Raw genomic sequence first — 22,678 nt, forward strand, 5'->3', positions numbered from 1 at the left:
GGTGTTCATTGCGGAAATGGTAAAAGACGGAATGTTCAGGGCTTAACAACAATGCACAGTAGCCCGATTAAAATAATCACCACACCAGCTAAGCTACGCCAGCTAAATGCTTCGTGAAATACCGGTAAGCAAACCGCCACCAGCCAGACCAGCACGTAACTCAGGCTGAGCAGTGGATAGACCCGATTAAGCGGAAAATAGTGCAGCGCCCGAATCCAGCAGAGCATGGAAACAGCATAAGCTCCCAACCCGGCCAGCAGCAACAAGGCAGGCAGTATGGCAACTGTTGGCAGCGACGTCAGGCTACTGACATCGGGCAGGCGCGGCATCGCCCAGCGCATCATCAGCTGTGCCGCTGAGACCAGCAGCACGCTGCACGTAACCCATCCATATCCTTTCATAGCTGGCTCGCCATTAGCGCGACGCCCGTCACCACCAGCAGCGTGCCTGCAATCTGACGAAGCGTTAGCCGTTCGCGCCACAAAATGCGTCCGGCCAGCGCAACGAAGATGAAATTAAGGCTCAGCATGGGATACGCCTGGCTGACGGGCACCCGCTGCAGCACCAGCAGCCAGAGGAGCATCGCGATACCCAACAGCAGCACGCTTACGCCAATCCAGCTTAAGCGGATGCGGCCTGATACCGCGTGGGTCGCCTGTTTCTGACACAGCTGCGCGCTGCAGCTGAGCAGACTCACCAGCACAATCAGCAGCAGCATTTACTTCATCTGACCGTAATAAAGGCAGACAAGCCTGCCCTGGCGATAGACCGCATCCGGAACCGGCACATCCTCGCCGATATCACTGTGTGGGGAATCAACCAGTAACAGCAGGGACACGCTTCCCATACGGCGATGATCGGCAAGCCAGCCGCCAAAATCCGCCTGAGAGACAAAGCGGGATTGCGCATCCGGGTAGCTCAGCCCATATTGCAGCTCACCTTTATTATCATAGAAGCCGATATCACTGCGTTGCAGGTGCCAGGCTGCGGCAGATGCCACGCCCGGATTGTCCGCCAGAATAAAATGACTGGATGCCAGACGCTCGCTGATCACAGAGACAAAGTGTTGCGGCTGTTTGGCATCACGGATTTTATCCGGGATAGCTGAGCCAATAAACAGAGCGACCCCCAGCGGGCAAAGCGCGGCCACCAGCCAGCGGCGTTGTGAAAATCGGCAGCTGTATGCGCCCGCCAGTCCCCAGATGAGAAACGCCAGCGCTCCCAGTCCCAGCTTCAGCATCTCATGAGTGGCAAACAGGGGGTGATGCGTTACGCTCCAGGGCGCGAGTACCAATAGCACGGTTGCCAGCGTGAGGATGCCGAAAATCAGGTTGATCCAGCCATTAACGGTTAATGCGCGCCCTGCCCGCTGCGCCGCGTTCAGCCCATAATGGGCCATAAGCAGCGACAGCGGCACAAAACAGGGCAGGATATAGGTCGGCAGCTTGCCTTTTGCCAGACTGAAAAACAACAGCGGCATCACCGTCCAGCTCAACAGATACAGTGCGCCGGGATTCTGCTGACGCTCGCGCCAGCCGATTATCAATGCACCCGGTAACAGCGCCAGCCACGGCAGCGTTCCCAGCAGCAGAACCGGCAGGTAGTACCAGAAAGGGGCTTTGTGCTGTGCATTCTCTTCTGCAAAGCGCTGAATATGCTCAACCCAGAAGAAGTAGTGCCAGAAATCAGGGGCCTGATGATAGATCGCCAGCGCCCAGGGTGCACTGATTGCTGCGGCAGAGAGAATCGCCAGCGGCCCGAAGCAAAGCAGCTCAGGTATTCTCTTTCGCCAGATCACCCATGGCAGAATCGCCAGCACCGGTAGCGCCAGTGCCAGAAATCCTTTGGTCATGAATCCCATGCCGCAGGCGAGACCCAGCAGCAGATAGCCGCCCGCGCGCCCGGCGCGCCCGCTGGCCTCCGTCGCCAGCCAGAAGCTGCACATTGCAGCCGCCAGCCAGAGCATCAGCATCGGATCGAGCACGGCATAGGTGCCAACGCCATAAACCAGCAGTGAACTCAGGAAAATCAGAGAACCCACAGCAGCGGTGCGGACCGAACCAAACATCCGCCGGCCGAGCCAGAAGATCAACGCGGCGGTTATCGCTGTTGAGAATATTGATCCTGCCCGTACACCAAAATTGTTATGGCCGAACAGCCATTGGCCCAGTGAGTTTATCCAGTAACCCGCAATCGGTTTTTCAAAATAGCGAAGACCGAAGAAGTGTGGTGTCACCCAGTTACCGGTTGCCAGCATCTCCCGGCTGATCTCTGCGTAACGTGTCTCATCCGGTTGCCAGAGGTCGCGGAACATCGGCGGCAGAAGGTAATAGAGAATGAAAAAGCTAAAAAAAATGAGCCACTTCGTGTTCTTATGTATCCGCACTAGTTCGCCTCTTTAGTCAGTTTCTGGCAGCCCAGCCACCCTTCCCGTCCGGGAATTTCACCTCTGACGATCCTTCCCACGGGTAAGGTGGTCAGGTCGTCGGGCAATAGCTCGCTTAACGGACAGAACTGAATGCCATTACGGGTTGCTGCATTCAGCAATTTGTCGAAGTCTGGTAAGCCAATAATCCCCTCCACTTCGGCATGCACGGTATAGACAGCGCCATCATCAGAAGCGAGCATTTTCGCCAGAATGTAATCGTTATAGCCTTCTGCGCTGACCTCACGGCCAACCACTTCATCCCATGTGGGTAACGTCACCGGAATCTGTACAGTGCCGATCTGGCCATCTGGCAGTATGGGCCTGAATGGCCCGCTGCCGCGGCAGTCACTGTTGTAGTGAAAGCCAAAATCCTGTTTGGCGGCAACGACCCGACCATCAGCACGCCAGCCTGCAACGGCCGAACAGCTGACAGGATGACCAAGGATCTCACTGAGCGTTTCGGTGCCGCGTGCTATCTGCTCAACCAGTTTATCCTGCGGCCAGACACCCGCCCAGGTCTGCCAGGCAAAGTGGTCCCAGGCATGCAGACCGACTTCATGCTGGCGTGTGGCATCCTGCATAATGTTCCGCAGGCCACGTCCCATCTGCTTTCCCGGCCAGGCCGTTCCGGCGAGCAGAATGTCCCAGCCATAAAGTGATGCGGCGCGGGAGCGCAGCATCTTCATGAGAAACGCCGGTTTCACCAGCCGCCAGAGATGGCGGCCCATGTTGTCCGGTCCCACGCTGAAGAAAAAGCTGGCCCGCACTGCGTGACGCTGGAAGAGCTCAAGCAGCGCCGGCACACCCTGCTTCGTGCCGCGCCAAGTATCTACGTCAATCCGCAGACCGATCTTCTTCATCACTTATCAGCCTGTTGCTCAACGGTACGCAGGAAGAAATCGAGCGTGTTGTCGATAGTGACATCCATCGTGACGGTTGGCGTCCAGCCAAGTAGGCGACGCGCATTGCGGATAGCCGGTTTGCGGTGCTCCACATCCTGATAGCCTTTACCGTAGTAACTGCTGCTTTCCACTTCGCGGAAACCGGCAAACGGCGGGAACTGGCTGCGCAGCGGGTGACGCTCGAAGCTGGCCAGCAACTGCTCCGCGAGTTCTTTGATACTGGCTTCATTGTCCGGATTACCGATGTTGATGATCTGACCATCACAATTCTGCTGCTTGTTTTCGATAATGCGGAACAATGCTTCCACACCATCCTGAATATCGGTAAAGCAGCGCTTTTGTTTGCCGCCGTCGATCAACTTAATCGGTGAACCTTCAACCAGATTGAGGATAAGTTGCGTGATCGCGCGAGAACTGCCGATGCGTGCTGCGTTGAGGTTATCCAGACGCGGTCCCATCCAGTTGAACGGACGGAACAGGGTAAAACGCAGCCCCTCTTTTTCGCCATAAGCCCAGATCACACGGTCCAGCAGCTGTTTCGATACCGAATAAATCCAGCGCTGTTTGTTGATCGGCCCGACCACCAGATTCGAGCTATCCTCATCAAAGCTGGCATCAGTACACATGCCATAGACTTCAGAGGTGGATGGGAAAATAATGCGCTTCTGATACTTCACGCAGTCACGGATGATTTTCAGGTTCTCTTCGAAATCGAGCTCAAAGACGCGCAGCGGATTACGGGTGTATTCAATCGGCGTAGCGATCGCCACCAGCGGCAGGATGACATCACATTTTTTGATGTGATACTCAATCCATTCGGAATGAATAGCGATATCCCCTTCAACGAAATGGAAGCGCGGATGTTCCAGGAAGCGGCTGATGGCGTCTGAGCTGATATCAAGACCATAGACTTCAAAATGCTCATCCTGCAATAAACGCTCGGTGAGATGATTACCAATAAAGCCGTTAACCCCGAGGATGAGCACGCGTGTACGACGTTGCAGCGCCGACTGCGGTTTTGAATAGAGCAGTGCGCCAGGCACCATGCCCAGGCTTTGCGCCAGCTGGCTGCCATTCATGTAAACGCCATGCTCGGACTGTCCGGTCAGAATTTCCAGTGCACCCTCACCACAGGCGATCAGGAATGGCTGCTTAGAAATCACCGTACCTGGCTTCGCCTGATGCGGGTGCGTATGAACCCGGCTCTTCCAGACGATAAATTTAACCGAACCGGCGAAGGCGAAGGCGCCTGGCCACGGATCGGTAACCGCTCTGACCAGATTGTGAATCTTCTCTGCGGGTTGATTCCAGTCGATGCGGCCATCTTCGGCCGTGCGACGGCCAACACAGGTCGCCTGACTCTCATCCTGTGGCGTCTCACTGACCTCACCCGTGCGCAGGCGAGGTAAGACGTCGTTAAGTAACTGCTCTGCAGCCTGGGTCAGTTTACGATGCAGCGTCAGCGCGTTGTCTGCATCCTCAATGGCCACCTTCTGCTGCGCCAGAATATTACCGGCATCCGCACGCTTCACCATGCGATGTAACGTAACGCCGGTTTCCGTCTCACCGTTGACCAGCGCCCAGTTGAGTGGCGCCCGACCGCGGTATTTTGGCAGCAGTGAACCGTGCAGGTTAAAAGCCCCCTTTTCAGCGCATTGCAGGATTTCATCGCTCAGCAGATGGCGATAGTAGAAGGAGAAGATCATTTCTGGCGCCATGGTGCGGATGCGGTCAAGCCAGATTGGGTGATTCGCCTCGTCCGGTGCATAGACCGGAATGCCGTGCTCTGCCGCCAGACGCGCGACTGAGCCGAAAAAGTGATTTTCGGTAGCCACATCGTTGTGCGTAAAAATGGCGGTGATCTCATAGCCTGCGCTAAGCAGTGCATTGATGCCGACACAGCCCAGATCGTGATAGGCGAAAACAACGGTCTTCATGATTGAGTATCCTGTACTGAAGGCTCTTCAGGAGCCTGAACAATGCGTTGAACGAAATAGCGCGGACGCGCCCGAACGTCGTTATAAATTCGCCCGATATACTCCCCGAGCAGTCCCATACCCACAAACTGGGCACCGATAAACATGAACAGCACGGCGAACAGGACGAAAACACCATCTCCCGCCCATGCCGCACCGAAAAAGAGTCGCAATACGATAAGCACCAGCGAGAAAGCGAAGCCGGAGAGTGCAATCAGGCTGCCTACTACGCTGAGCAATCGCAGCGGCGTGGTGGTCAGGCAGGTCACCAGGTCGTACATCAGGTTGATCAGGCGCATAAAGCTGTATTTCGAATCGCCAAAGGCCCGCTCAGCGTGGAGCACCGGCAGTTCAATGGTGTTTCGGGCAAAGGTGTTGGCCAGAATCGGAATGAACGTACTGCGTTCGTGACAATTGAGCATCGCCTCGACGATATGGCGCCGATAGGCACGCAACATACAGCCGTAATCGCCCATCGCTTTGCCGGTGACCCGCTGAATCAGGTGGTTGAGCGTGCGCGAGGCCTTGCGACGGAACCAGGTATCCTGACGCTGCTGGCGGACTGTACCCACCACGTCATAACCCTGACGCGCAGCTTCAACCAGTCGCGGGATCTCTTCCGGAGGGTTCTGCAGATCGGCATCCAGTGTCACAATCAGATCGCCACGGACCTGGCTGAATCCGGCCATAATGGCGGAGTGCTGACCGTAGTTGCGATTGAGCAGTACGCCCGTTATGCGGCTGCCGGGAATAATGGCAGCCTGTTCAATCAGTTCGGCTGAACGGTCACTGCTGCCGTCATCAACCAGCAGAATTTCATACTCAATTTCAATGGCGTCACATGCCGCGCTGGTCCGCTGCAGCAACTCCGGCAGGCTTTCCTGTTCGTTATAGACCGGGATGACCACGGAGAGCATATTGATCGGTTTGATATCGCGCATTTCAGGCTCCGGCAATGTCATGTAAAGCCTGAATCACACGCTCGATATCCTGATCCGTCATTGACGGAAACAGCGGAATCGAACACATCTGCTGGCTATTCAGTTCACTGGCAGGTAAACGTAAATCGGGATAGTGTTCGCGATAATATTTGTGGGTATGCGCCGCACGGAAATGCAATCCGCTGCCTATATCCCGCGACTTCAGTGCCTGCATAAAGGCATCACGCGTCAGACCGCAGCGCTGCTCATCAATGCGAATAATGAACAGGTGCCACGCGTGCTGATGTGGCCAGGCAGGCAGTGACAATGGCGTGAACGGCAGCGTGTGCAGCGCTTCCAGATAGCGCTCAGCTATCTCACGGCGGCGAGCAATAAAACCGGGTAGCTTCTGTAACTGCACCAGCGCAATGGCTGCGCTGATATCAGGCAGATTATATTTAAAGCCCGGCATCATCACTTCTGCCTGTGGCAGACGCCCCTTGGTCTGGCGATCAAAAGCATCAACCGCCAGGCCATGAAACTTGAGGCTGCGAATACGATCGGCGAGAGCAGCGTCATCGGTCACCACCAGGCCGCCTTCCGCACAGGTGATATTCTTGATGGCGTGGAAAGAGAAAATAGCCGTGCCGCGATGCCCGATTGGCTTCTCGTGATAAGTCGTGCCCACCGCGTGAGCCGCATCTTCAATAATGGCGATGCCATGCTGCTCAGCAAGCTGATAGATTGGCGTGAGATCGGCGGGAGCACCAGCGTAATGCACCGGAATAATCGCGCGGGTACGTGAGGTAATCGCCTGAGCTATGAGTTCCGGCGTCACCATCAGGTTGTCAGGATCGACATCAATCATCACCGGCGTGGCGCCCAGCAGCGTGATCAGGTTCAGAGTGGAGACCCAGGTCATGGACGGCGTAATGACCTCATCGCCAGGCCCGATTCCCATCGCCATCAGCGTTACATGCATCCCCGCTGTGGCAGAACTCACCGCAATGGCGTGCTGGTTGCCAGTCAGTTGTACAAAAGCCTGCTCCAGTTCCGCGCATTTAGCGCCTGTTGTTATCCACCCAGAGTCAAATACCGCTTTAACAGCAGCCAGCTCTTCATCACCAAATGAAGGGCGGGAAAATGGCAAAAAATCCATGCTAAAACTCCTGCAGATCAAACTCATTAGCTGTCGCGCATTGTTAATCAGACACAACGCCGGCAAAAGAATTGAAATAGCGAATTATCAACATCCGGTTATGGCGTTATCGACACCTTATTTTCCCGTTCTGGAATTGAGGTTACCGGACTGCTAATACAAACTAACGTATGAAACTTAACTGAACATTAAATGAATAGTGTTCATTGCAATAAAATGAAAGAAGAGTGAGTTAAGGTTTTACGAAAAAGTTCACATTTAAGTTAATAATAATGACTCAGCTCTCAATTTTTGATTTATTGATGTTTTGTTTAAGATCGCAAGGGCTGCCACTTCTCAGATCATAAACCCACCCACCAGAGAAACAATATCTGAGATTCAATACAACTAAATGATTTTACTGAAAATAAATCCAGACACACCAGACAACTCCTGATCAAATCAGTATCCTGTTAATTTCACCGAAAACATCCGCCGATAAAAGCGTCTTAATGTATTCTTAATATTGTTCGTTATTAATGTTCAGCCCTAACAATAATTATTACACTTTGGTGAAACTAAGGTGACAGTCAGTTAATATTTGTAAGATTACCTGTGCCTGAAGGGTGAAAACAGTGCTAAAAAAAGTGAATAAGATCGTGGTTTGAGGCGTTAACGTCTGGTCTGCCTAAAAAAGAGAAAATTGTGATGATGCGTGTCGCCTGTTTATGCACCCTGTTCGCCCTGCTCAGTCCGGTACTTTACGCCGCGCCAGTAACCTATACCATAACACCTGATAAAACATCGATTGGCCTCTCATGGCGTGCCTTTGGTCACGATTTTTCGCAAGCCAGACTACAGGGTGTGTCTGGCACGGTGACACTTAATCCGGATGAAGACCATGACGATCGTATCGAAGTGAATATTCCAGTGGGCACACTGGTGGCATCGAACAGTCTGTTGACCTGGCAATTAAAAAGCGATCTCTTTTTTGATGCGGAGCGTTACCCGCAGATTCACTTTGTGAGCAGTCGTGTTGCCTCACTGGGTGAGGGTAACTACCGTATTTTTGGCGTGCTAACGGTTAAAAATGTCAGCCGGTCAGTGGTGATGCAGGCCTCACTGGACAGTGGTAAAACAATTGATCCGGCGTCACGCTCTCTGGCGCTGCATGCCTCCACCGCGATATCCCGCTCTGCCTTTGGAATGGATCGATTGGTTGGAGTGGTTGATGATCGGGTAAACATTGCGCTGATTATTGCCGCACAGGCCAGATAATCGCTGTTGAAGCAAGCGCTCAGGGACAGACTTTTTTAACTGAGCGTGGTCACCAATGTTTCAGCGATGGCAGCCAACTGAGCAGAGGGATTACGCCCTATCAACACATACTGATAGCCACCGCGCTTCCACCAGGCCAGCTGCATGCCGTGGCGCTGTTCCTGAGTAATCGGGTTCGAATCCTGTGGTGCAGGCGAGATACAGAGCGCCATCGGACCATAATCAGCATGCAGCCAGGCGATCTGTGCAATCGACGTTCGTTCGTAACGCAGGATCCGCACCATTTTCAGTTCAGCACCTGGCAGGCGAAGTTGCTGCGGGTGCAGCTCCAATCCTAAATCCAGCCGTGTACGGTCGAGACCTCTCTGCAGCATTGCGGCGTCATTGGGGGTATCGGCCAGCGTTTCAGCACTGTAAAGCGACATATAGCGCGCCTCCAGATCGCGGATATTCTGACTTTCATCCTTCCCATCATCTGAGGGTCTTGCCAGAAAACCAATGCCGCTGCCCACCAGTAAAAAGCTGACCGATGAGGCAATAAGCGCGCGACGACTATACCCGGTGGCCACCTCGGGTGCCGGAATGGTCGCCAGGCGCTGGGCCATTCTGGCCTGTGGTGCCTGTTCGAGTAGCGGCGAAAAAGCCTGTTCAAAATCGAGACTGGTGTGCTGAAAATGCGCAACCCGCTCGACCAGTTCAGCATCCTCATCCATCGCATGTTCAAACTGCGCAGCTTCTCGCGGCGTCATCTCACCATCCAGCCAGGCGACAATCGCCTCATCGCGCCACGGCGGCGTAAAAGTTTCCCTGTTCATCTCCGTTTCTCCTTCGGTGAGGGCGTGGTCGCCGGCTGTCTGGCTAGCGTGGCGCGTGCGGCGGCCAGACGGCTCATAATGGTGCCAACCGGGACAGCCAGCGTCTCTGCTGCCTCCTGATAGGTGAGTCCTTCCACGTAAACCAGAAACAGCGCATTTCGCTGTGCCTCGGGTAAGGCGTTAACGTGTTGCATAATGCGCTGGAAATGGCGATTGTCGTCGCTGGTGGCGTGATTATCCGCGGCCAGCAGCGCATCGGGATCCACAAATCCTTGCCCCTGCCGCACTTTTCGTGCGCGTAAATCGCTAACCCAGATGGAATGGAGGATGGAAAACAGCCATCGATCAATACGCGTGCCCGGCATGAACTGCGCGCTGCGTTCCAGCGCGCGCGCGCAGGTTGACTGTACCAGCTCTTCTGCCATGTCACGGTTGTGTGACAACACATAGCCATAACGCCAGAGCCGCGTCAGATGTTCCGCAAGGTGCTGACGGATGTCACTGTGAGTGATTTTTCGCTCCTCCCTGCCGCATCAGACCTCAGGATGTCCATTGATCGCGGCTTGCAGATCGCGGTACTCCTCGCAATCTGTACCACAAATCCCGGCAATGGTTTTTAACTGTTCGCGTGCCAGATCAGGACGCCCTTTAATCATCCAGGCTTCGCCCAGATATTCACGCACTTTAGCGTAACGAGGATCAAGCACAATGGCGCGCTGATAATAGCCAATACCCTCGTCGGTACGCCCCAGCTTGCGGGTGGCATAACCACGGTAGTTCCAGGCTTCGCGCGTATCCTGATTTTTCAGTGTATCCAGCAGGTTCAGCGCCGCCTGATATTCGCCCTTTTTTGCCAGATGATAGGCATAGCGCGTTTTATCATCGTCACTCAACTTGCTGGTTTTTTCGGGCACACAGCTTTTCGTATGACTGTCATAGACCTGACCTTTTGGACAGTCGGGCGTTTTTTTATCACTGTCATTATCACCCATCGCCATACTCAGCGGAGAGTGCAGCATCAGCAATAGAGCCGGAACAGCAAGCAGAGAAATACCAGAACGCGTTGTCATAATTTATCCTTATCGGGTCTGTGAGGCAGGCAATAAAGTCCGCCGGATGCAGTCCGCTATCGCGGCGCTGTACGGTAAACACCTCAGCGCCGGTTTCTATTCGATAAAAATAAAATTATTTTTTATCAGCCTGCCATGCCTGATCAAATCAGCAGTTTTTCCACCTGGCAAAAGCGCCCTTCTGCCAGCGAAATTACGGCGGCTTCCGCAATTGCCTGTGCTTTCAGACCATCCTCAAGGTTCGGCAGATCGTCAATCTGCTCACCATTCAGCGAGCGGATAAACGCATCCAGATGGGCATAGTAAGTGGGCTGCACCCGGCTAAACCAGTCGGGTAGCAGCCCCGGCTGCAGAATCTGCGCACTCTGATAGCAGCTGACTCCCCGCTGTGGCTGAGAAGCCGATTCGAGCATCCCGAGCGGTCCCATCACACTGATACGTTCATCGTAGCCATAACCAGTGCGGCGAGCATTGTCCAGCTGTGCCAGCGCCCCGCCGTGCAGCCGCAATAGCAACGTGCTGGTATCCACATCGTCAAATTCGCTGATCGCGGGTAACGCCAGCGCTGCCCCCATAGCAGCAACCTCCGTGACCTCATCTTCAGTCAGCCAGCGCAGCAGGTCAAAAAAGTGGATAGCCTGATCGCGCATCTGGCCACCGGAAGCTTTCAGATAACTCAGCGGCGGCATGGCCGAAGAGCGGCAGACCATTTGTATCAGTTCTGCCGGCCCAATCCGCCCCAGGCGGAGTTGCTGTTTAAGCTGCTGATGACTGACATCGAAACGGCGATTAAACCCCACAGTGACTGGTACGTTGTAAGGGAGGACATTAGCCACAGCTGAGCGTGCACGCTCAAGAGAGAGATCGATCGGTTTTTCACAGTAGATTGCTTTACCGGCACGGGCGGCGGTTTCCAGCAAATCGGCATGAGTCGGCGTTGCGCTGGCGATTAACACCATATCGATCTCTGCATCATTGATCGCCTCACTCACGGATGCTGCACGGGTCGAAAAGCGCGTCGCGAACGCGTCAGCGCGTGCAGGTTCTGCATCGGCCACCCAAACCAGTTCAACCTCAGGATGCGCCTGAAGATTCGTGGCATGAACTTCGCCAATAAAGCCACATCCCAACAGGGCAACACGTTGCTTTTTATTCATTTTGAACTCCGTCATAGTCCAGCAGAAAGCTGAACCAGCAGGATAACGCGGCGTCTTAAACTCATCGCATGGTGTTTTGAGGTGTTTACCTCAAAGGAGCGGACATGTCGCTGAAAGACGTTGCCCTAAGGGCAGGGGTTGGGCTGGCAACCGTGGTTCGGGTGCTCAATGAATGTTTCAGAAAGATTGGCACCCCTGTTAAACAGACCTCAAAACTGACATTTTTATAAAAATTAAAATATAAATCTATTTAGGATTCATTTGGCATTTTAATAGTTTACCCCGCTCAAGAGTTGTTATCATCACAGCGAATATGGAACGCAGTCATGCCGAAACAAAAGCCGAAGCAACATAGTTGCTCTGAAACCGACAACGGGGCACCCTGCAGAACGTTTTAGCATTCAGATACTGATGGCAGGATAGTCCTGCATTTTTCCTGCACCCATTACGGTGCCTGACTAATCAATGAGAGTTTGCTTTGGAACACTATTTATCCCCGGTGCGCACCACCAAAGAGAGAGTGCTGCACGCGGTTGTTTTCGAAGTTGCTGCCAATGTGCTGGTATTCATTATCCTGATGATTTGGGCCTCAGCTGCCCCCGCACAATCGGCACTGTTGACGATCGTCTCATCAACGCTGGCAATGGGATGGAACTACCTGTTCAATCTGATGTTTGACAGCATCCAGCTCCGAACAGGATTTAAAAAAGACTGGCGAATGAGATGCCTCCATGCCGTTTTGTTTGAGGCTGGACTGTTAGTGGTGCTGATACCTTTTGCAGCATGGTGGCTGAATATTACGCTACTCGCAGCGCTGAAACTGGAATGCGGGCTGGTGCTGTTTTTTCTGGTCTATGCTTACCTGTTTAATCTGATTTGGGATTACGCTAGTGCTGCTCGTAAAAAGAACAGTTAAATTAATTTCAGATAGCACAATGAATAAATCCTTTTATCTGAACAAATTAAACAAACTTTCTTCTTTCGAAATTTTTAGCATCCCGAAATTTAGATATGCAGAAATAAATTATAAACATAACTTTTCTTTCAGCGAAAAAACACATCAAAAAAACAGGATAATAACGAAAGAGACCTGCAGAAAAGTGCGTCCAGAAACAGGAATCGGAGTGTGTTGTTCCGTTAATTTGTTAAGATTTTTTAATTGCACACCCTGTAAAGAAACTCATAAAAAAAATTATTTTCAGCGACTGCACTTAATAAAAAAATTTAGCCACATTTCCTTTGACAGGAATGAGGCCAGAAACGTTAATCATTCCAGTTGAAAAGAAAACTCATTGAATAACGGAACGGTAATTAATAAATATTCATTACAAAACCAGGCAAAACTATTTATAATACAATACAGTTAAGCATCATCATGCTGACTATTGAATAATCCAGGAACTATTTAGAATGATCACGATGAAATAACGCCCACTGCTCAATCTTTTCTCCTGATGGCAAAACGCAATAGAGCGCACTGCCGCTGGATGATGCCTCTTGCACCAGCTTTCCACCGCGCTGAAGACACCATTCGCTGGCGGGATTACGCATTATCAGGCGCTGTGGTTCAGCATTGTGAGACGTGCAGCCACTCATTTGCACGGTAGCCAGCATCAGAGAACAGATTGCTATTTTATTGGCGACTTCCATTTAACTCTCTCAACATTAATTTCAGGCACACTCTTAATTAACAGGCTAATTCTCACATACTTTTTATTATTCGAAAAATGAAGTTGTTTAGGTATTTTCAGCATTCTGAAACGTGTATTAATTTTTATAACGATAGCATCTTCTCATTAAACTCTTTCATAACGATGTCATAAGTTTGTCACTCCTCTCACCCAACAAAAAAAGAACAACCGAACCACATCAAAAAGAGACATTGTCGATTAAGGCTCTGGGGTATCAATAATTCCTTTATAAAGCTCAAACAGAGAAAGATCATTGATAAATGCGTTAAATTGCCTGTCACCGTTGAGTGAAAACTTTTTCATTACATTATACTTATGTGTGTAAATAGTTTTAACTGAAAGATTAAGATGCTTAGCTGTTTGCCCGACATTATACCCTTTTTTTAAAAAACTCAGCACCTGCAACTGGACTATCGTCACACGTGCAAAAACACAGCCTGTGCAATCTGACGGTAGAAAACCTTGTCTGTTTCCCTGATGACCGACCCAGAAGCGAATGATTTTCTCGTGAATATCCCGAATGGAATCATTGCGCGAAATAATAATAATAGAGCGATAGCATACAGGAAGTTGCTCAAGTGTGATGTCTTCAACATCGTCAGTGAACACTATAATAATGCTACCGGGCTTCCGAGCACGGTAGGCCGGCTGACACATATAAAGACGCCACTGAGCAGCATTAATGAGTATAAAATCGGCCAGGCCCAGACGTTGTGAACTGTCAGTTCGTAAAAACTCCACAGATGAATCAGATAGTAATGCCTCCTCAATTATTTTTGAGATGCCCAACCGAAAGAAGTAGTTTTCATTTGTACAAACAACTTTAAAATCCATTTTTTCCTTAAGCATCTCAAAAGTTAAAATAATCAGGTAAACTTGCCATTAACCAGGGTGAGCTCACCTTTCTCTTTCAATTCTTTCAGCACTCTGCAAATTGAGCTTTTTGAAAGATGTGAACTACTTTGAATCAGACAAAGTGCTGAAAATCGTTTTTTAAGATGCGGTGGTAGCTTTTCCCAATGCCGGATTAAGGAAACCACTTCATCATAGGAATTATTTTTAGATAACTGTATATAGTTCATCAGGTCAGAATATTGGCCAGATAAAATAGACATAGCGTCATTGAAAAGGTCTTTCTCGAAGATCAGTTGCCAGAATAGATCGTAATCAATAAAACTGACTTTTCCATAATCAATCCTTTCCAGATAAACGGGAGGTTCATCGAGTGCTGGCGTAACGCCGACAACAAAGGGAGCCGATAAGACATTCAACACCTTATGATCGCCCTTTAACTTGAGTAAGAAATCACCATCAAGAATGAACATAATTCGGCGTAGATTATCTTTAGTAAGATGATAGCGACGCTTCCCACGCGAAATCTCATCTGGATTTGCAGCCTGGGTATATCCGGCTAATGCATCAATGACCCGCTCATGATTTTCGGTTACTCTAAACATAATAATTAACTCAATCTGACTAACACAAGGTTAGTGATTAGTAGAAAAATCAGTAAATATCATTACACCACTTAAATGCTTGTAAATTAGCAGACAAAAGCACACGTCAGAATTTTAACGAAGTAAATGATAGCGTTGTCGTTTTCTCAGGAAATCATAATCACCTGAGCATACAGGTTATCGATTCGTCATATCAGGCATACAAAAAAGCCTTACAGTGTTGAGATATAGCCAAAGTTGAGAATAAAAATATTCAGCCATCATTGTGAAGTCCTGTATTGATAAAATAACAAAACATCCGTCAGGCTTAATTAGGACACACCGCTCCCAAAATGGACATTTAAATCCACAACAATCTAATAATTAGGTTTTTATTCTATTTTAATGCCTCAATATAGGTTAAAGCTCCAAAAGGAGATTTTGCACCCAGCACCCTATCTTACCTGCAGGTGTACATAGTGTAAGTTCTGCACTCTCTATTTTGGTAAGATCCGCTTTTGTCCTCGCATTGAAATCTTGATGGCAGAATGCATACCATCCGTATTATCAACACTCTGGCAAACGGGATTTTAAAAACCAAAAAAACGCTCATCTGAACGCCTATATTTATTACCAACCGGGGATTTACGTTGCGCCTGAAAAATGGCATCAGAAAAATACCCGTAAGAGCATTCTATCTTACGGGTATAATTCCCACTAAAAACTGACGGGTTTAATACCGCTGGCAGGTAAATAAACTTGAAAGGGGACCACTTATAAGATAAGCATTCCCATTTAGCCGGGTGATGTCCAGCTGTAAATAATTGGGGTCGAGTGCAATCTCAGCCAGCAAAATATTAAAAACATCGTCTGGTGTTGAATCATTCGTAGAAGTGATCATCTTTGTGATTTTATAACGGTATGTATCACTGTCTATTTTCCGGCCCTGACTTAACGCAATACGCCGATTAAGTCCTGTAATCTTATCATCAACTGTAACCTGACCATTTAATAACAGATATCCTGTATCAGAATCGATAAAACGCAGATCCTGTGTTACAGCAAACTCAATTCTAGTAGCATCATGACGGCTTAGCTCGTAGCGACTGAATGCTGAGCAGCGGAAAGGCAGATCGTTAGCCCGGGATTTGAAAAAGTTAAATCCTGTAAAAATCACCAGTAAAAGTGCAGCCAGGGATATTGTCAGCGTGGCATTTCGTTTCAAGACGTTCTCCAGTCCAGATAATAGAAGTTGTCACAGGAAACGATATGACCACTACTGTTAAGATTGCATGCAGAGAGCATCGTTCTGCCATAATTAGTCGTCGTTAATGAGGTTTTTTTATCAAATAGATACGGCGTCCTGGTATACAGGATTGATTATTTTCTTTCAGGATTTCTGTAATTTCTTTATTAAGTGATTTTTTTTCAAAAACATTGAGCCCTTGCAATATCACAGCTTCGCAGCCGCCTTCCAGTTTGATGGTACTCATAGAGTAACTCTTTTCATCAAAGCCAGACCCCGCGTAATACCAGAGAGAACTGCCCAGTAACACCAATATAATAATGAAAAAAAAATCATCTTACTGAAGTTGAGGAGCGGTTTTTTGACACTTACATCCTGATTAACAGACTCAGTTAATAGAGTGTGGCTTTTCTCCACTGAACCAGAATCTTCAGCGTTCACCTCATCCGTTTGGGCATCTGTCACATCCGTAGCCTGTGGGCTTTCACGTTCAATGCTGATGTCAGTGTTGAGTCTGATGCCAATTTTCGGAATGGTGATAATTAAATTTTCACAGCCATAAGCGGCGAGCGCTCTGCGCAGCATACTTAGATACTGATTCAGATTACTGTTTGAGCCGCGCAGGCCATATTTATCCCAGACTTCAGTCAGCAGGATTTCGCGTGCCAGGACTTCTCCCTGAGAATTCAGTAGCTGCTCAAAAAGACGACCAGAAGAAATACTCAGACTCAGCGTTTCCTGGGTAGGCATGTGCGTGAGGGTACAGTCGTCAGAATTGTAGGTGATCTGGCCATCAATAATGTAAATCATTAAAAAACCACTGAATTTTCCTTCATTCCCGACAGTATAATTCAGCTCAATTAAAGAAGCACTCAAGAAACCTGAATCTGACATTTCACTAAGATGATGTTTAGCTGGCACTACTATGGCGTATCCAGAGGAGATTCGATTGTTTGATCCTTCTCACCGATGAGGTACTGAGTCGCATAAACAGTGCCAGACTCTCTCCATCTTATCCGGACTGTAGATTTTCACCGCAGCTCAGCCTAACATGTGACCATTAATAACAGTGGTCACTGAGTTTTCATCCACCTTTACTCTGTCAGGTTTTAACAATGATCCAGTCTGTAACAGAAAATGCGACACGTGGTCCGGCCGGGCACAACGTTCGTGACCAGATTGTTGATGCTGCCATGCAACACTTTGCACATTATGGCTATGAAAAAACGACGGTTTCTGATCTCGCAAGAGCTATTGGTTTTTCGAAAGCATATATCTATAAATTTTTTGAATCTAAACAGGCGATTGGAGAAGTAATATGTGCCAATCGGCTGGCAATGATTATGCAGCGTGTCGAAGAAGCGATGGTTGATGCACCTGGGGCATCAGAACAACTGCGACGGCTGTTTCGCACGCTTTCTGCCACCGGCACTGAATTGTTTTTTCATGAACGCAAACTCTACGATATTGCCGCTGTGGCATCTCGCGATCGCTGGCCATCAGCCTCAGCTCATGAAGAGCGACTGCTTAACCTGATTCTGCAAATACTGCGCCTGGGGCGCGAAACGGGTGAGTTTGAGCGTAAAACACCGGCTGATGAAGCAGCAGAAGCGATCTATCGGGTTCTTAAACCTTATGCCAGTCCGGTATTGCTCCAGTACAGTCTTGACGACGCTGAGGAAGCCTCTGCGCAGCTGGCAGCGCTGGTATTACGCAGCCTGGCGCCCTGAGCATTCCGCATAATGTGACTATTGACTTAATTAGTCACCAGATCAAATATAGCGACTTGTTTTGTCATCGCTCTGGATTCTGATGCTACTTCGCTTATCTCAGCCTGTGATGTTCCATCTCTGCGCGCGTCCATCGCACTATCCTGTGCTGGGCCTCGCTATTTGCGCTTCAGGCGCGTTTCACCTCTCCGCGTCAGCATGTCAATCGCTGCCCGGACAGCTTACGGGAGCAACCTCATGAGTCACTCATCCTCATCACAACGCATCGTCATTACCGGCGCGGGCGTCGTTTCGCCATTAGGTTGTGGCGTTAACAACGTCTGGCAGCGATTAACGGCGGGTGAGTCCGGTATCCGCACGCTGCCCGACACACTCACTGCCGGCACCGGGATTTCAGTAGGTGGCCTTGTGCCAGGCATTGATGAAGATCCGCTGGCGGGATATGACCCGGAGTCATTCATTGCGCCGAAAGAGCGTAAGAAAATGTCGCGATTTATTGAATTTGCGCTGCTTGCGGCAGAAGAAGCGCTGGCTCAGGCGGGCTGGCATCCTGAAGATGAGGCCGCGCGTGAACGCACCGCGACCATTATTGCCTCCGGCGTCGGCGGTTTTGGCGCAATTGCTGACGCCGTGCGCACCACGGATGGGCGCGGTCCGCGCAGACTTTCGCCCTTCACTGCCCCCTCGTTTCTGGCCAATATGGCCGCGGGTCATGTCTCTATTAAATACGGTTTTACCGGCCCGCTGGGCGCACCGGTTACAGCCTGTGCCGCAGGCGTGCAGGCTATTGGTGATGCAGCAAGGTTAATCAGAAGCGGCGAAGCGGACATTGCGATTTGTGGCGGGACCGAAGCGGCGCTGGATCGCGTAACGCTGGGCTGTTTCGCGGCAGCGCGTGCCCTATGCACGGGCTATGAGGAGCATCCGCATCTCGCATCACGTCCGTTTGATCGCGACAGAAACGGCTTTGTGATGGCCGAAGGTGCTGGTTTGCTGGTGATCGAGTCGCTTGCCCATGCCCAGGCTCGGGGTGCGACGCCACTGGCGGAAATTATCAGTTATGGCACCAGCGCCGATGCTTACCATCTTACCGCAGGTCCGGAAGATGGCAGTGGCGCTGCGCGGGCAATGAGAACCGCTCTGCGCCAGGCGTGTATCAGCGCGGATGACGTTCATCACATCAATGCTCATGCAACCTCAACACAGGTTGGCGATCACGGCGAGCTGGCCGCTATTCGAGCTGTATTTGGCGATAATTCACAGGTCGCGATCTCTTCAACCAAATCTGCCACCGGCCATCTGCTGGGTGCAGCGGGCGGCGTTGAGGCGATATTTACCCTGATGGCGCTGCGTCAGCAGCTTATCCCGCCGACACTGAACCTTCATCATCCCGATGACGCAGCAGGCAATCTTGACCTGGTGGCGCTCACTGCACGCCCGGCGGAGTTGACTTATGCCATGTCGAACGGTTTCGGCTTTGGCGGCGTCAACGCCAGCCTCCTGCTTCGTAAGTGGCATTGACGTCATCGTGAAGACTCAACCTGCGCCACCAGACATCCTGGTCGCGCAGGGTTTAAGTCTCCAGAAGATCACGCTTTGCTGGATAATTCCAGAGGCTCTCCGTCAGCAATAGCGTCATAAACCTGAACCCTTCCTGACTTCCCGATCCTCTCCTTTTTTTCAACAATGGCACCGACTACGTCAGTCAGGAGGCTGTTGTCTTCTGTAACCAGCGCATTGATGAACTGCTGGCACAGGGTATGACTCCCTTTATTACGCTGTTTCACTTCGATATGCCGATGGCAATGCCGGAACAGGAAGACAGGAAAAATCATCAGGTCGTTGCAGCATTTTCACCCACCTGCGGCTGAATGATTATAATCCTCGCTGCGCCTCACACCAACTCATAGCCGCTGCAGTGCCCTATCCCTGTACCGGCGCATCGAACAGACTCAACGCCACAACAATCACTGCATAAACCAGCAGATACAACAGAATCAGCGCAGCAAGCAAACGACGGTGGCTGCGCATCCCGTTTTTCTTCATGGTGCCATTCAGAAGGTATAACTCAATGCCAGGGTTGCCGATGCGCCATTGTGCCGCGCGACAATCGGGCTATCTGAGGCATGTTTATCCAGCCATGTGTAATCACCGATGACACTGGCAGCCCAGGCGGGCGTAAATTGATGGCTCCAGGTCAGGCTGGCGTCGGTGCCATAAAATCCACCCGCAGCGTCATAACGTTCATAACCGCTACGCGCGCTTTGCTCGCGGTTAACACCGTACCAGGTGTTCATGTAACGTCCGTCGCCAAACAGACCTGCCACCTGCAGTGCCACCGTATCATCGCTGGTCTGCCAGGGAATCAACGTTACGGATGTCCGATACTGCACGCCCTGACTGTCACTTAGTGGCAGCGTCGCTTTGCCCTCCAGCACAAACCATGGTGTGACTGACCATCCCACCGCAAGCGCGGTGTTCACCGTGGCATCGATCTTTCCCATGCCCCTGAGCCGGTCATCACCGTCACGCCATGAGGAATTGCGGTCAGATCGGCCTAACCCATAGCCCAGGGTATGTTCCAGATACAACCCATTATCTGCCTGTAGATCGTAGCCAATCCCTTTTTGCGAATCGAGAAAGAAAGCCCCGTCGCGCGCCTGAATAATCGGCGTCAGCTGCCAGTGCTGCTTATCTGCGCCGCTGTAACGCGGTGCATTGATGCCTGCAATGCCCACCGTCACACTGGACGAAGGCGTGGCACTGTCATCCGCTCTTGCGGCAGCCGCGCTTAATGCCAGTGAAAAACAGACCATGTGAAGCGTTATTTTTCCGGTTATCATCTCGTTTCCTCATTATCACATCAGGTGCGGAGCTGAGGGATTCAGGGCCGCGTCACTGGCCGGAGTATGCGGGGCGAGTGTCAATGAACGACCAGGGATTTATGAAGAAACAGTCAAGGTGATCTGAAATGCAGCTAAAACGTATCCTGATTATTGAAGATGATGCTGACGCGGCCGGCGTCCTTGAGGCCTATCTGAAACGTGAAAATTATGAGGTTATGATTGTCGGTGACGGACCTGGCGGGCTGGATGCCGCCAGACGCTGGCAGCCCGATCTGATCCTGCTGGATATCATGTTGCCTGGCATGAACGGCACCGAAGTGCTGGCCGCACTGCGACGTCGCGACGATACGCCGGTGATCATGGTGACGGCGATGAGCGATGCGCCGGACCGCATCGGTGCACTCCGCTATGGCGCTGATGACTATGTGGTCAAGCCCTATCATCCAGGCGAAGTCGTGGCGCGCGTGCAGGCGGTGTTGCGCCGCAGTCAGAATAGCGCGCCGGTCACCGAAATCCTGCGCTGGGCCGGTCTGGTCGTTGATCCGATCGCCCTCACAGCCGTAATTGAATGCGACAGTGGCACATCGCGCCGTCTCGATCTGACACCCACTGAATTTTCCCTGCTGGTCACCCTGATGCGCGCACCAACCCGTCCGTTTACCCGTCTGTTTCTGCTGGAGCACTGTCTGCCGGAAAGCGATGCGCTGGAGCGGGTGGTGGATACACACGTCTACAACCTGCGCCGTAAACTGGAAGCTGCAGGCATCTCTGACGTGTTACCTGCGGTGCGTAGCGTGGGTTACCGGTTCAGACAGCCATGAATAAAAACATCTACAACTCTCTGTGGCGCTGGATCTGCGTCAGGGTCATGTTTCTGGCGATTGGCAGTGTCATTCTGATCGCCTTCTGTATGTGGTTGCGCTTCGCGGTGCAGGCGTACTGGGTCTATTACCGTATGCCACCCGCACTGCTGGAGGAGTTTTCACAGCTACGGCGCCATCCTGCCAGCGACCCGGCACGCTTTCACCAGATCGTGGATCAATGGTGGGGGCTCACTTTTTCTGATCCGTCGCTGGCCTCGTCGGACTGGTTTACTGTGATTGCGCTGGTGGTCGTCACCATCCCGTTTATGGTGTTTATGGCACTGCGTTTCGCGCGCCCACTCTCCACGCAGTTCAGTCAGCTGGCGGCCGCGGCGCGCGCGGTATCAAAAGGGGAATTTGGCCGAACAGCCGCAGTGGTAAAAGAAGCTCCGCAGGAGCTGGTGCGCTTTACCGAAGATTTTAATCAGATGACGCAGCAACTGGCGCGTTACGAGCGCGAGCTGCGCACCTCGCATGTGGCGATGGCACATGAACTTCGCTCACCCCTGACGGCGGCGATGGGCCGGTTGCAGGGTATTCTGGATGGCGTCTTTCCAGCGGAGCCGCAGCAACTGGCAATGATCATGAAGCAACTGACGCAGCTCAGCCGACTGATCGATGAACTGCATTTGTTGTCACTGGCGGATGCCGGTCAGCTGGTCCTGAACCGGGAACGGTTTAATCTCAGTGAGTTACTGCGCGAGCGTACGGGCTGGCTGCTGCCGCAGGCAGAACAGGCAGGTGTGACCATCAGCGTCATCGCACCAGAGGCTCTGATGCTCAATGCCGATGCATTCCGCCTGGGCCAGGTGGTGACGATCCTTTGTGAGAATGCGCTGCGCTACGCGGCGGACGGGGGTGCGTTGCTGATCTCCGCCAGCCAGAACGATCGGGCGGTTACCCTGACTTTTCGCGATTATGGTCAGGGTGTAGAGCCGGACTTTCTGCCGCAGCTGTTTGATCGCTTTACCCGGGCTGACTCCTCTCGTGCTCGCCACTCTGGCGGGAGCGGTCTGGGATTGTCGATCGCCAAAGCTATCATCGAGGCGCACGGCGGATCACTTCGCGCCACGTTACCCGCTGACGGCGGCCTGTTAATCGGGATAACGCTGCCGGGGAGATAAATTGTTCTGGCTTGACCATTTCTTGATGGTTCATGCAACGTTTCTGGACACAAGCCGG

At 51.4% G+C, this 22,678-nt stretch carries 26 protein-coding genes and 1 pseudogene; 8 read left to right on the forward strand and 19 right to left on the reverse strand.

From position 1 onward, the window contains the following. Positions 1 to 35: 35 nt before the first annotated feature. Genes arnF through arnB form a run of 7 tightly spaced genes read right to left on the reverse strand, consistent with a single transcriptional unit; the run spans position 36 to position 7,385 of the window. The gene (arnF, locus tag KTJ90_RS19145; protein WP_140915796.1) at positions 36 to 401 is read right to left on the reverse strand and encodes a 4-amino-4-deoxy-L-arabinose-phosphoundecaprenol flippase subunit ArnF; all 366 of its coding nucleotides are present in this window, start codon (positions 399 to 401) and stop codon (positions 36 to 38) included. Next, a complete protein-coding gene (arnE, locus tag KTJ90_RS19150; protein WP_003850557.1) occupies positions 398 to 718 on the reverse strand; it encodes a 4-amino-4-deoxy-L-arabinose-phosphoundecaprenol flippase subunit ArnE in 321 nt (106 codons plus the stop codon). Before arnE ends, arnF begins: the two co-directional genes overlap by 4 nt. Then, positions 719 to 2,386: a 4-amino-4-deoxy-L-arabinose lipid A transferase gene (gene arnT, locus KTJ90_RS19155; RefSeq protein WP_499026724.1), complete on the reverse strand. Its 1,668-nt coding sequence runs from the start codon at positions 2,384 to 2,386 to the stop codon at positions 719 to 721. After that, positions 2,386 to 3,288, reverse strand: coding sequence for a 4-deoxy-4-formamido-L-arabinose-phosphoundecaprenol deformylase (arnD, locus tag KTJ90_RS19160; protein ID WP_003850559.1), 903 nt, complete (start codon positions 3,286 to 3,288; stop codon positions 2,386 to 2,388). The genes arnT and arnD overlap by 1 nt, the downstream gene beginning before the upstream one ends. Further along, complete coding sequence (arnA, locus tag KTJ90_RS19165) at positions 3,288 to 5,267, reverse strand: bifunctional UDP-4-amino-4-deoxy-L-arabinose formyltransferase/UDP-glucuronic acid oxidase ArnA (RefSeq protein ID WP_003850560.1); 1,980 nt, start codon at positions 5,265 to 5,267, stop codon at positions 3,288 to 3,290. The genes arnD and arnA overlap by 1 nt, the downstream gene beginning before the upstream one ends. Beyond that, positions 5,264 to 6,247 carry an undecaprenyl-phosphate 4-deoxy-4-formamido-L-arabinose transferase gene (gene arnC, locus KTJ90_RS19170; RefSeq protein ID WP_003850561.1) on the reverse strand — a complete coding sequence of 328 codons (984 nt, stop codon included), beginning with the start codon at positions 6,245 to 6,247 and terminating at the stop codon, positions 5,264 to 5,266. Before arnC ends, arnA begins: the two co-directional genes overlap by 4 nt. Before the next feature lies 1 nt (position 6,248). Further along, complete coding sequence (gene arnB, locus KTJ90_RS19175) at positions 6,249 to 7,385, reverse strand: UDP-4-amino-4-deoxy-L-arabinose aminotransferase (RefSeq protein WP_003850562.1); 1,137 nt, start codon at positions 7,383 to 7,385, stop codon at positions 6,249 to 6,251. Positions 7,386 to 8,072: 687 nt separating this feature from the next. On the opposite strand from arnB, the gene KTJ90_RS19180 reads away from it, so the two are divergent. Then, positions 8,073 to 8,642, forward strand: coding sequence for a YceI family protein (locus KTJ90_RS19180; RefSeq protein ID WP_003850563.1), 570 nt, complete (start codon positions 8,073 to 8,075; stop codon positions 8,640 to 8,642). A gap of 35 nt (positions 8,643 to 8,677) precedes the next feature. Here the strand turns inward: KTJ90_RS19180 and KTJ90_RS19185 are convergent, their stop codons facing one another. The 4 genes from KTJ90_RS19185 to KTJ90_RS19200 all read right to left on the reverse strand — a co-directional run bounded on the left by KTJ90_RS19185 (position 8,678) and on the right by KTJ90_RS19200 (position 11,684). Further along, a complete protein-coding gene (locus KTJ90_RS19185) occupies positions 8,678 to 9,457 on the reverse strand; it encodes an anti-sigma factor family protein (protein WP_499026599.1) in 780 nt (259 codons plus the stop codon). Continuing rightward, positions 9,454 to 9,903, reverse strand: coding sequence for a sigma-70 family RNA polymerase sigma factor (locus KTJ90_RS19190; RefSeq protein WP_499026602.1), 450 nt, complete (start codon positions 9,901 to 9,903; stop codon positions 9,454 to 9,456). The genes KTJ90_RS19185 and KTJ90_RS19190 overlap by 4 nt, the downstream gene beginning before the upstream one ends. An 87-nt stretch (positions 9,904 to 9,990) precedes the next feature. After that, positions 9,991 to 10,527 carry a tetratricopeptide repeat protein gene (locus KTJ90_RS19195; RefSeq protein WP_499026604.1) on the reverse strand — a complete coding sequence of 179 codons (537 nt, stop codon included), beginning with the start codon at positions 10,525 to 10,527 and terminating at the stop codon, positions 9,991 to 9,993. A gap of 143 nt (positions 10,528 to 10,670) precedes the next feature. Further along, a complete protein-coding gene (locus tag KTJ90_RS19200) occupies positions 10,671 to 11,684 on the reverse strand; it encodes a Gfo/Idh/MocA family oxidoreductase (RefSeq protein ID WP_008926818.1) in 1,014 nt (337 codons plus the stop codon). A gap of 104 nt (positions 11,685 to 11,788) precedes the next feature. Between KTJ90_RS19200 and KTJ90_RS19205 the strand changes: the two genes are divergently transcribed. Continuing rightward, positions 11,789 to 11,914, forward strand: a complete 126-nt coding sequence (locus KTJ90_RS19205; RefSeq protein WP_003850568.1) for a LacI family DNA-binding transcriptional regulator — start codon at positions 11,789 to 11,791, stop codon at positions 11,912 to 11,914. A 248-nt stretch (positions 11,915 to 12,162) separates the two neighbouring features. After that, positions 12,163 to 12,600 carry a PACE efflux transporter gene (locus tag KTJ90_RS19210; RefSeq protein ID WP_105100072.1) on the forward strand — a complete coding sequence of 146 codons (438 nt, stop codon included), beginning with the start codon at positions 12,163 to 12,165 and terminating at the stop codon, positions 12,598 to 12,600. A gap of 485 nt (positions 12,601 to 13,085) precedes the next feature. Here the strand turns inward: KTJ90_RS19210 and KTJ90_RS19215 are convergent, their stop codons facing one another. The 6 genes from KTJ90_RS19215 to KTJ90_RS19240 form a co-directional block, all read right to left on the reverse strand. Further along, on the reverse strand, positions 13,086 to 13,334 hold the full coding sequence (locus KTJ90_RS19215) for a putative hemolysin (protein WP_003850570.1): 249 nt from the start codon (positions 13,332 to 13,334) through the stop codon (positions 13,086 to 13,088). A 239-nt stretch (positions 13,335 to 13,573) separates the two neighbouring features. Beyond that, positions 13,574 to 14,209 carry a helix-turn-helix transcriptional regulator gene (locus tag KTJ90_RS19220; protein WP_140915801.1) on the reverse strand — a complete coding sequence of 212 codons (636 nt, stop codon included), beginning with the start codon at positions 14,207 to 14,209 and terminating at the stop codon, positions 13,574 to 13,576. 32 nt (positions 14,210 to 14,241) lie between these two features. Continuing rightward, entirely contained in the window at positions 14,242 to 14,832 is a 591-nt protein-coding gene (locus KTJ90_RS19225) for a helix-turn-helix domain-containing protein (RefSeq protein ID WP_008926814.1), read from the reverse strand. Positions 14,833 to 15,544: 712 nt separating this feature from the next. Beyond that, the gene (locus KTJ90_RS19230; RefSeq protein WP_140915802.1) at positions 15,545 to 16,036 is read right to left on the reverse strand and encodes a FidL-like protein; all 492 of its coding nucleotides are present in this window, start codon (positions 16,034 to 16,036) and stop codon (positions 15,545 to 15,547) included. Between the two features lie 103 nt (positions 16,037 to 16,139). Next, a complete protein-coding gene (locus KTJ90_RS19235; protein ID WP_499026609.1) occupies positions 16,140 to 16,304 on the reverse strand; it encodes a hypothetical protein in 165 nt (54 codons plus the stop codon). Next, positions 16,301 to 16,978, reverse strand: a complete 678-nt coding sequence (locus KTJ90_RS19240) for a winged helix-turn-helix domain-containing protein (RefSeq protein ID WP_499026612.1) — start codon at positions 16,976 to 16,978, stop codon at positions 16,301 to 16,303. The genes KTJ90_RS19235 and KTJ90_RS19240 overlap by 4 nt, the downstream gene beginning before the upstream one ends. A gap of 194 nt (positions 16,979 to 17,172) precedes the next feature. Between KTJ90_RS19240 and KTJ90_RS19245 the strand changes: the two genes are divergently transcribed. From KTJ90_RS19245 to KTJ90_RS19255, 3 genes and pseudogenes are all read left to right on the forward strand, one after another. Further along, on the forward strand, positions 17,173 to 17,787 hold the full coding sequence (locus KTJ90_RS19245; protein ID WP_039661988.1) for a TetR/AcrR family transcriptional regulator: 615 nt from the start codon (positions 17,173 to 17,175) through the stop codon (positions 17,785 to 17,787). Between the two features lie 237 nt (positions 17,788 to 18,024). After that, positions 18,025 to 19,308, forward strand: coding sequence for a beta-ketoacyl-[acyl-carrier-protein] synthase II (gene fabF, locus KTJ90_RS19250; protein ID WP_499026617.1), 1,284 nt, complete (start codon positions 18,025 to 18,027; stop codon positions 19,306 to 19,308). A gap of 164 nt (positions 19,309 to 19,472) precedes the next feature. Continuing rightward, positions 19,473 to 19,640, forward strand: a pseudogene (locus KTJ90_RS19255) (family 1 glycosylhydrolase); the annotation flags it as partial. A gap of 70 nt (positions 19,641 to 19,710) precedes the next feature. Here the strand turns inward: KTJ90_RS19255 and KTJ90_RS19260 are convergent. Both KTJ90_RS19260 and KTJ90_RS19265 read right to left on the reverse strand, forming a co-directional pair. Further along, on the reverse strand, positions 19,711 to 19,833 hold the full coding sequence (locus KTJ90_RS19260) for a hypothetical protein (protein ID WP_255348852.1): 123 nt from the start codon (positions 19,831 to 19,833) through the stop codon (positions 19,711 to 19,713). Positions 19,834 to 19,841: 8 nt separating this feature from the next. Further along, a complete protein-coding gene (locus KTJ90_RS19265; protein ID WP_003850580.1) occupies positions 19,842 to 20,630 on the reverse strand; it encodes a MipA/OmpV family protein in 789 nt (262 codons plus the stop codon). A 128-nt stretch (positions 20,631 to 20,758) separates the two neighbouring features. Between KTJ90_RS19265 and KTJ90_RS19270 the strand changes: the two genes are divergently transcribed. Together KTJ90_RS19270 and KTJ90_RS19275 are read left to right on the forward strand one after the other, a co-directional pair. Continuing rightward, the gene (locus KTJ90_RS19270; RefSeq protein WP_008926808.1) at positions 20,759 to 21,454 is read left to right on the forward strand and encodes a response regulator; all 696 of its coding nucleotides are present in this window, start codon (positions 20,759 to 20,761) and stop codon (positions 21,452 to 21,454) included. After that, positions 21,451 to 22,620, forward strand: a complete 1,170-nt coding sequence (locus KTJ90_RS19275) for a sensor histidine kinase (RefSeq protein ID WP_499026620.1) — start codon at positions 21,451 to 21,453, stop codon at positions 22,618 to 22,620. Before KTJ90_RS19270 ends, KTJ90_RS19275 begins: the two co-directional genes overlap by 4 nt. Positions 22,621 to 22,678: the final 58 nt, after the last annotated feature.

It is taken from the genome of Pantoea jilinensis, assembly GCF_019104105.1.
GTDB lineage: Bacteria > Pseudomonadota > Gammaproteobacteria > Enterobacterales > Enterobacteriaceae > Pantoea > Pantoea eucalypti.

Excerpts from the sequence above, each read along its gene's own strand:
- arnF (WP_140915796.1), bottom strand. The coding sequence starts at position 401 with ATGAAAGGATATGGATGGGTTACGTGCAGCGTGCTGCTGGTCTCAGCG.
- arnE (WP_003850557.1), bottom strand. The coding sequence starts at position 718 with ATGCTGCTGCTGATTGTGCTGGTGAGTCTGCTCAGCTGCAGCGCGCAG.
- arnD (WP_003850559.1), bottom strand. The coding sequence starts at position 3,288 with ATGAAGAAGATCGGTCTGCGGATTGACGTAGATACTTGGCGCGGCACG.
- arnA (WP_003850560.1), bottom strand. The coding sequence starts at position 5,267 with ATGAAGACCGTTGTTTTCGCCTATCACGATCTGGGCTGTGTCGGCATC.
- arnC (WP_003850561.1), bottom strand. The coding sequence starts at position 6,247 with ATGCGCGATATCAAACCGATCAATATGCTCTCCGTGGTCATCCCGGTC.
- arnB (WP_003850562.1), bottom strand. The coding sequence starts at position 7,385 with ATGGATTTTTTGCCATTTTCCCGCCCTTCATTTGGTGATGAAGAGCTG.
- KTJ90_RS19180 (WP_003850563.1), top strand. The coding sequence starts at position 8,073 with ATGATGCGTGTCGCCTGTTTATGCACCCTGTTCGCCCTGCTCAGTCCG.
- KTJ90_RS19185 (WP_499026599.1), bottom strand. The coding sequence starts at position 9,457 with ATGAACAGGGAAACTTTTACGCCGCCGTGGCGCGATGAGGCGATTGTC.
- KTJ90_RS19195 (WP_499026604.1), bottom strand. The coding sequence starts at position 10,527 with ATGACAACGCGTTCTGGTATTTCTCTGCTTGCTGTTCCGGCTCTATTG.
- KTJ90_RS19200 (WP_008926818.1), bottom strand. The coding sequence starts at position 11,684 with ATGAATAAAAAGCAACGTGTTGCCCTGTTGGGATGTGGCTTTATTGGC.
- KTJ90_RS19205 (WP_003850568.1), top strand. The coding sequence starts at position 11,789 with ATGTCGCTGAAAGACGTTGCCCTAAGGGCAGGGGTTGGGCTGGCAACC.
- KTJ90_RS19215 (WP_003850570.1), bottom strand. The coding sequence starts at position 13,334 with ATGGAAGTCGCCAATAAAATAGCAATCTGTTCTCTGATGCTGGCTACC.
- KTJ90_RS19220 (WP_140915801.1), bottom strand. The coding sequence starts at position 14,209 with ATGGATTTTAAAGTTGTTTGTACAAATGAAAACTACTTCTTTCGGTTG.
- KTJ90_RS19225 (WP_008926814.1), bottom strand. The coding sequence starts at position 14,832 with ATGTTTAGAGTAACCGAAAATCATGAGCGGGTCATTGATGCATTAGCC.
- KTJ90_RS19235 (WP_499026609.1), bottom strand. The coding sequence starts at position 16,304 with ATGAGTACCATCAAACTGGAAGGCGGCTGCGAAGCTGTGATATTGCAA.
- KTJ90_RS19245 (WP_039661988.1), top strand. The coding sequence starts at position 17,173 with ATGATCCAGTCTGTAACAGAAAATGCGACACGTGGTCCGGCCGGGCAC.
- fabF (WP_499026617.1), top strand. The coding sequence starts at position 18,025 with ATGAGTCACTCATCCTCATCACAACGCATCGTCATTACCGGCGCGGGC.
- KTJ90_RS19260 (WP_255348852.1), bottom strand. The coding sequence starts at position 19,833 with ATGAAGAAAAACGGGATGCGCAGCCACCGTCGTTTGCTTGCTGCGCTG.
- KTJ90_RS19265 (WP_003850580.1), bottom strand. The coding sequence starts at position 20,630 with ATGATAACCGGAAAAATAACGCTTCACATGGTCTGTTTTTCACTGGCA.
- KTJ90_RS19270 (WP_008926808.1), top strand. The coding sequence starts at position 20,759 with ATGCAGCTAAAACGTATCCTGATTATTGAAGATGATGCTGACGCGGCC.
- KTJ90_RS19275 (WP_499026620.1), top strand. The coding sequence starts at position 21,451 with ATGAATAAAAACATCTACAACTCTCTGTGGCGCTGGATCTGCGTCAGG.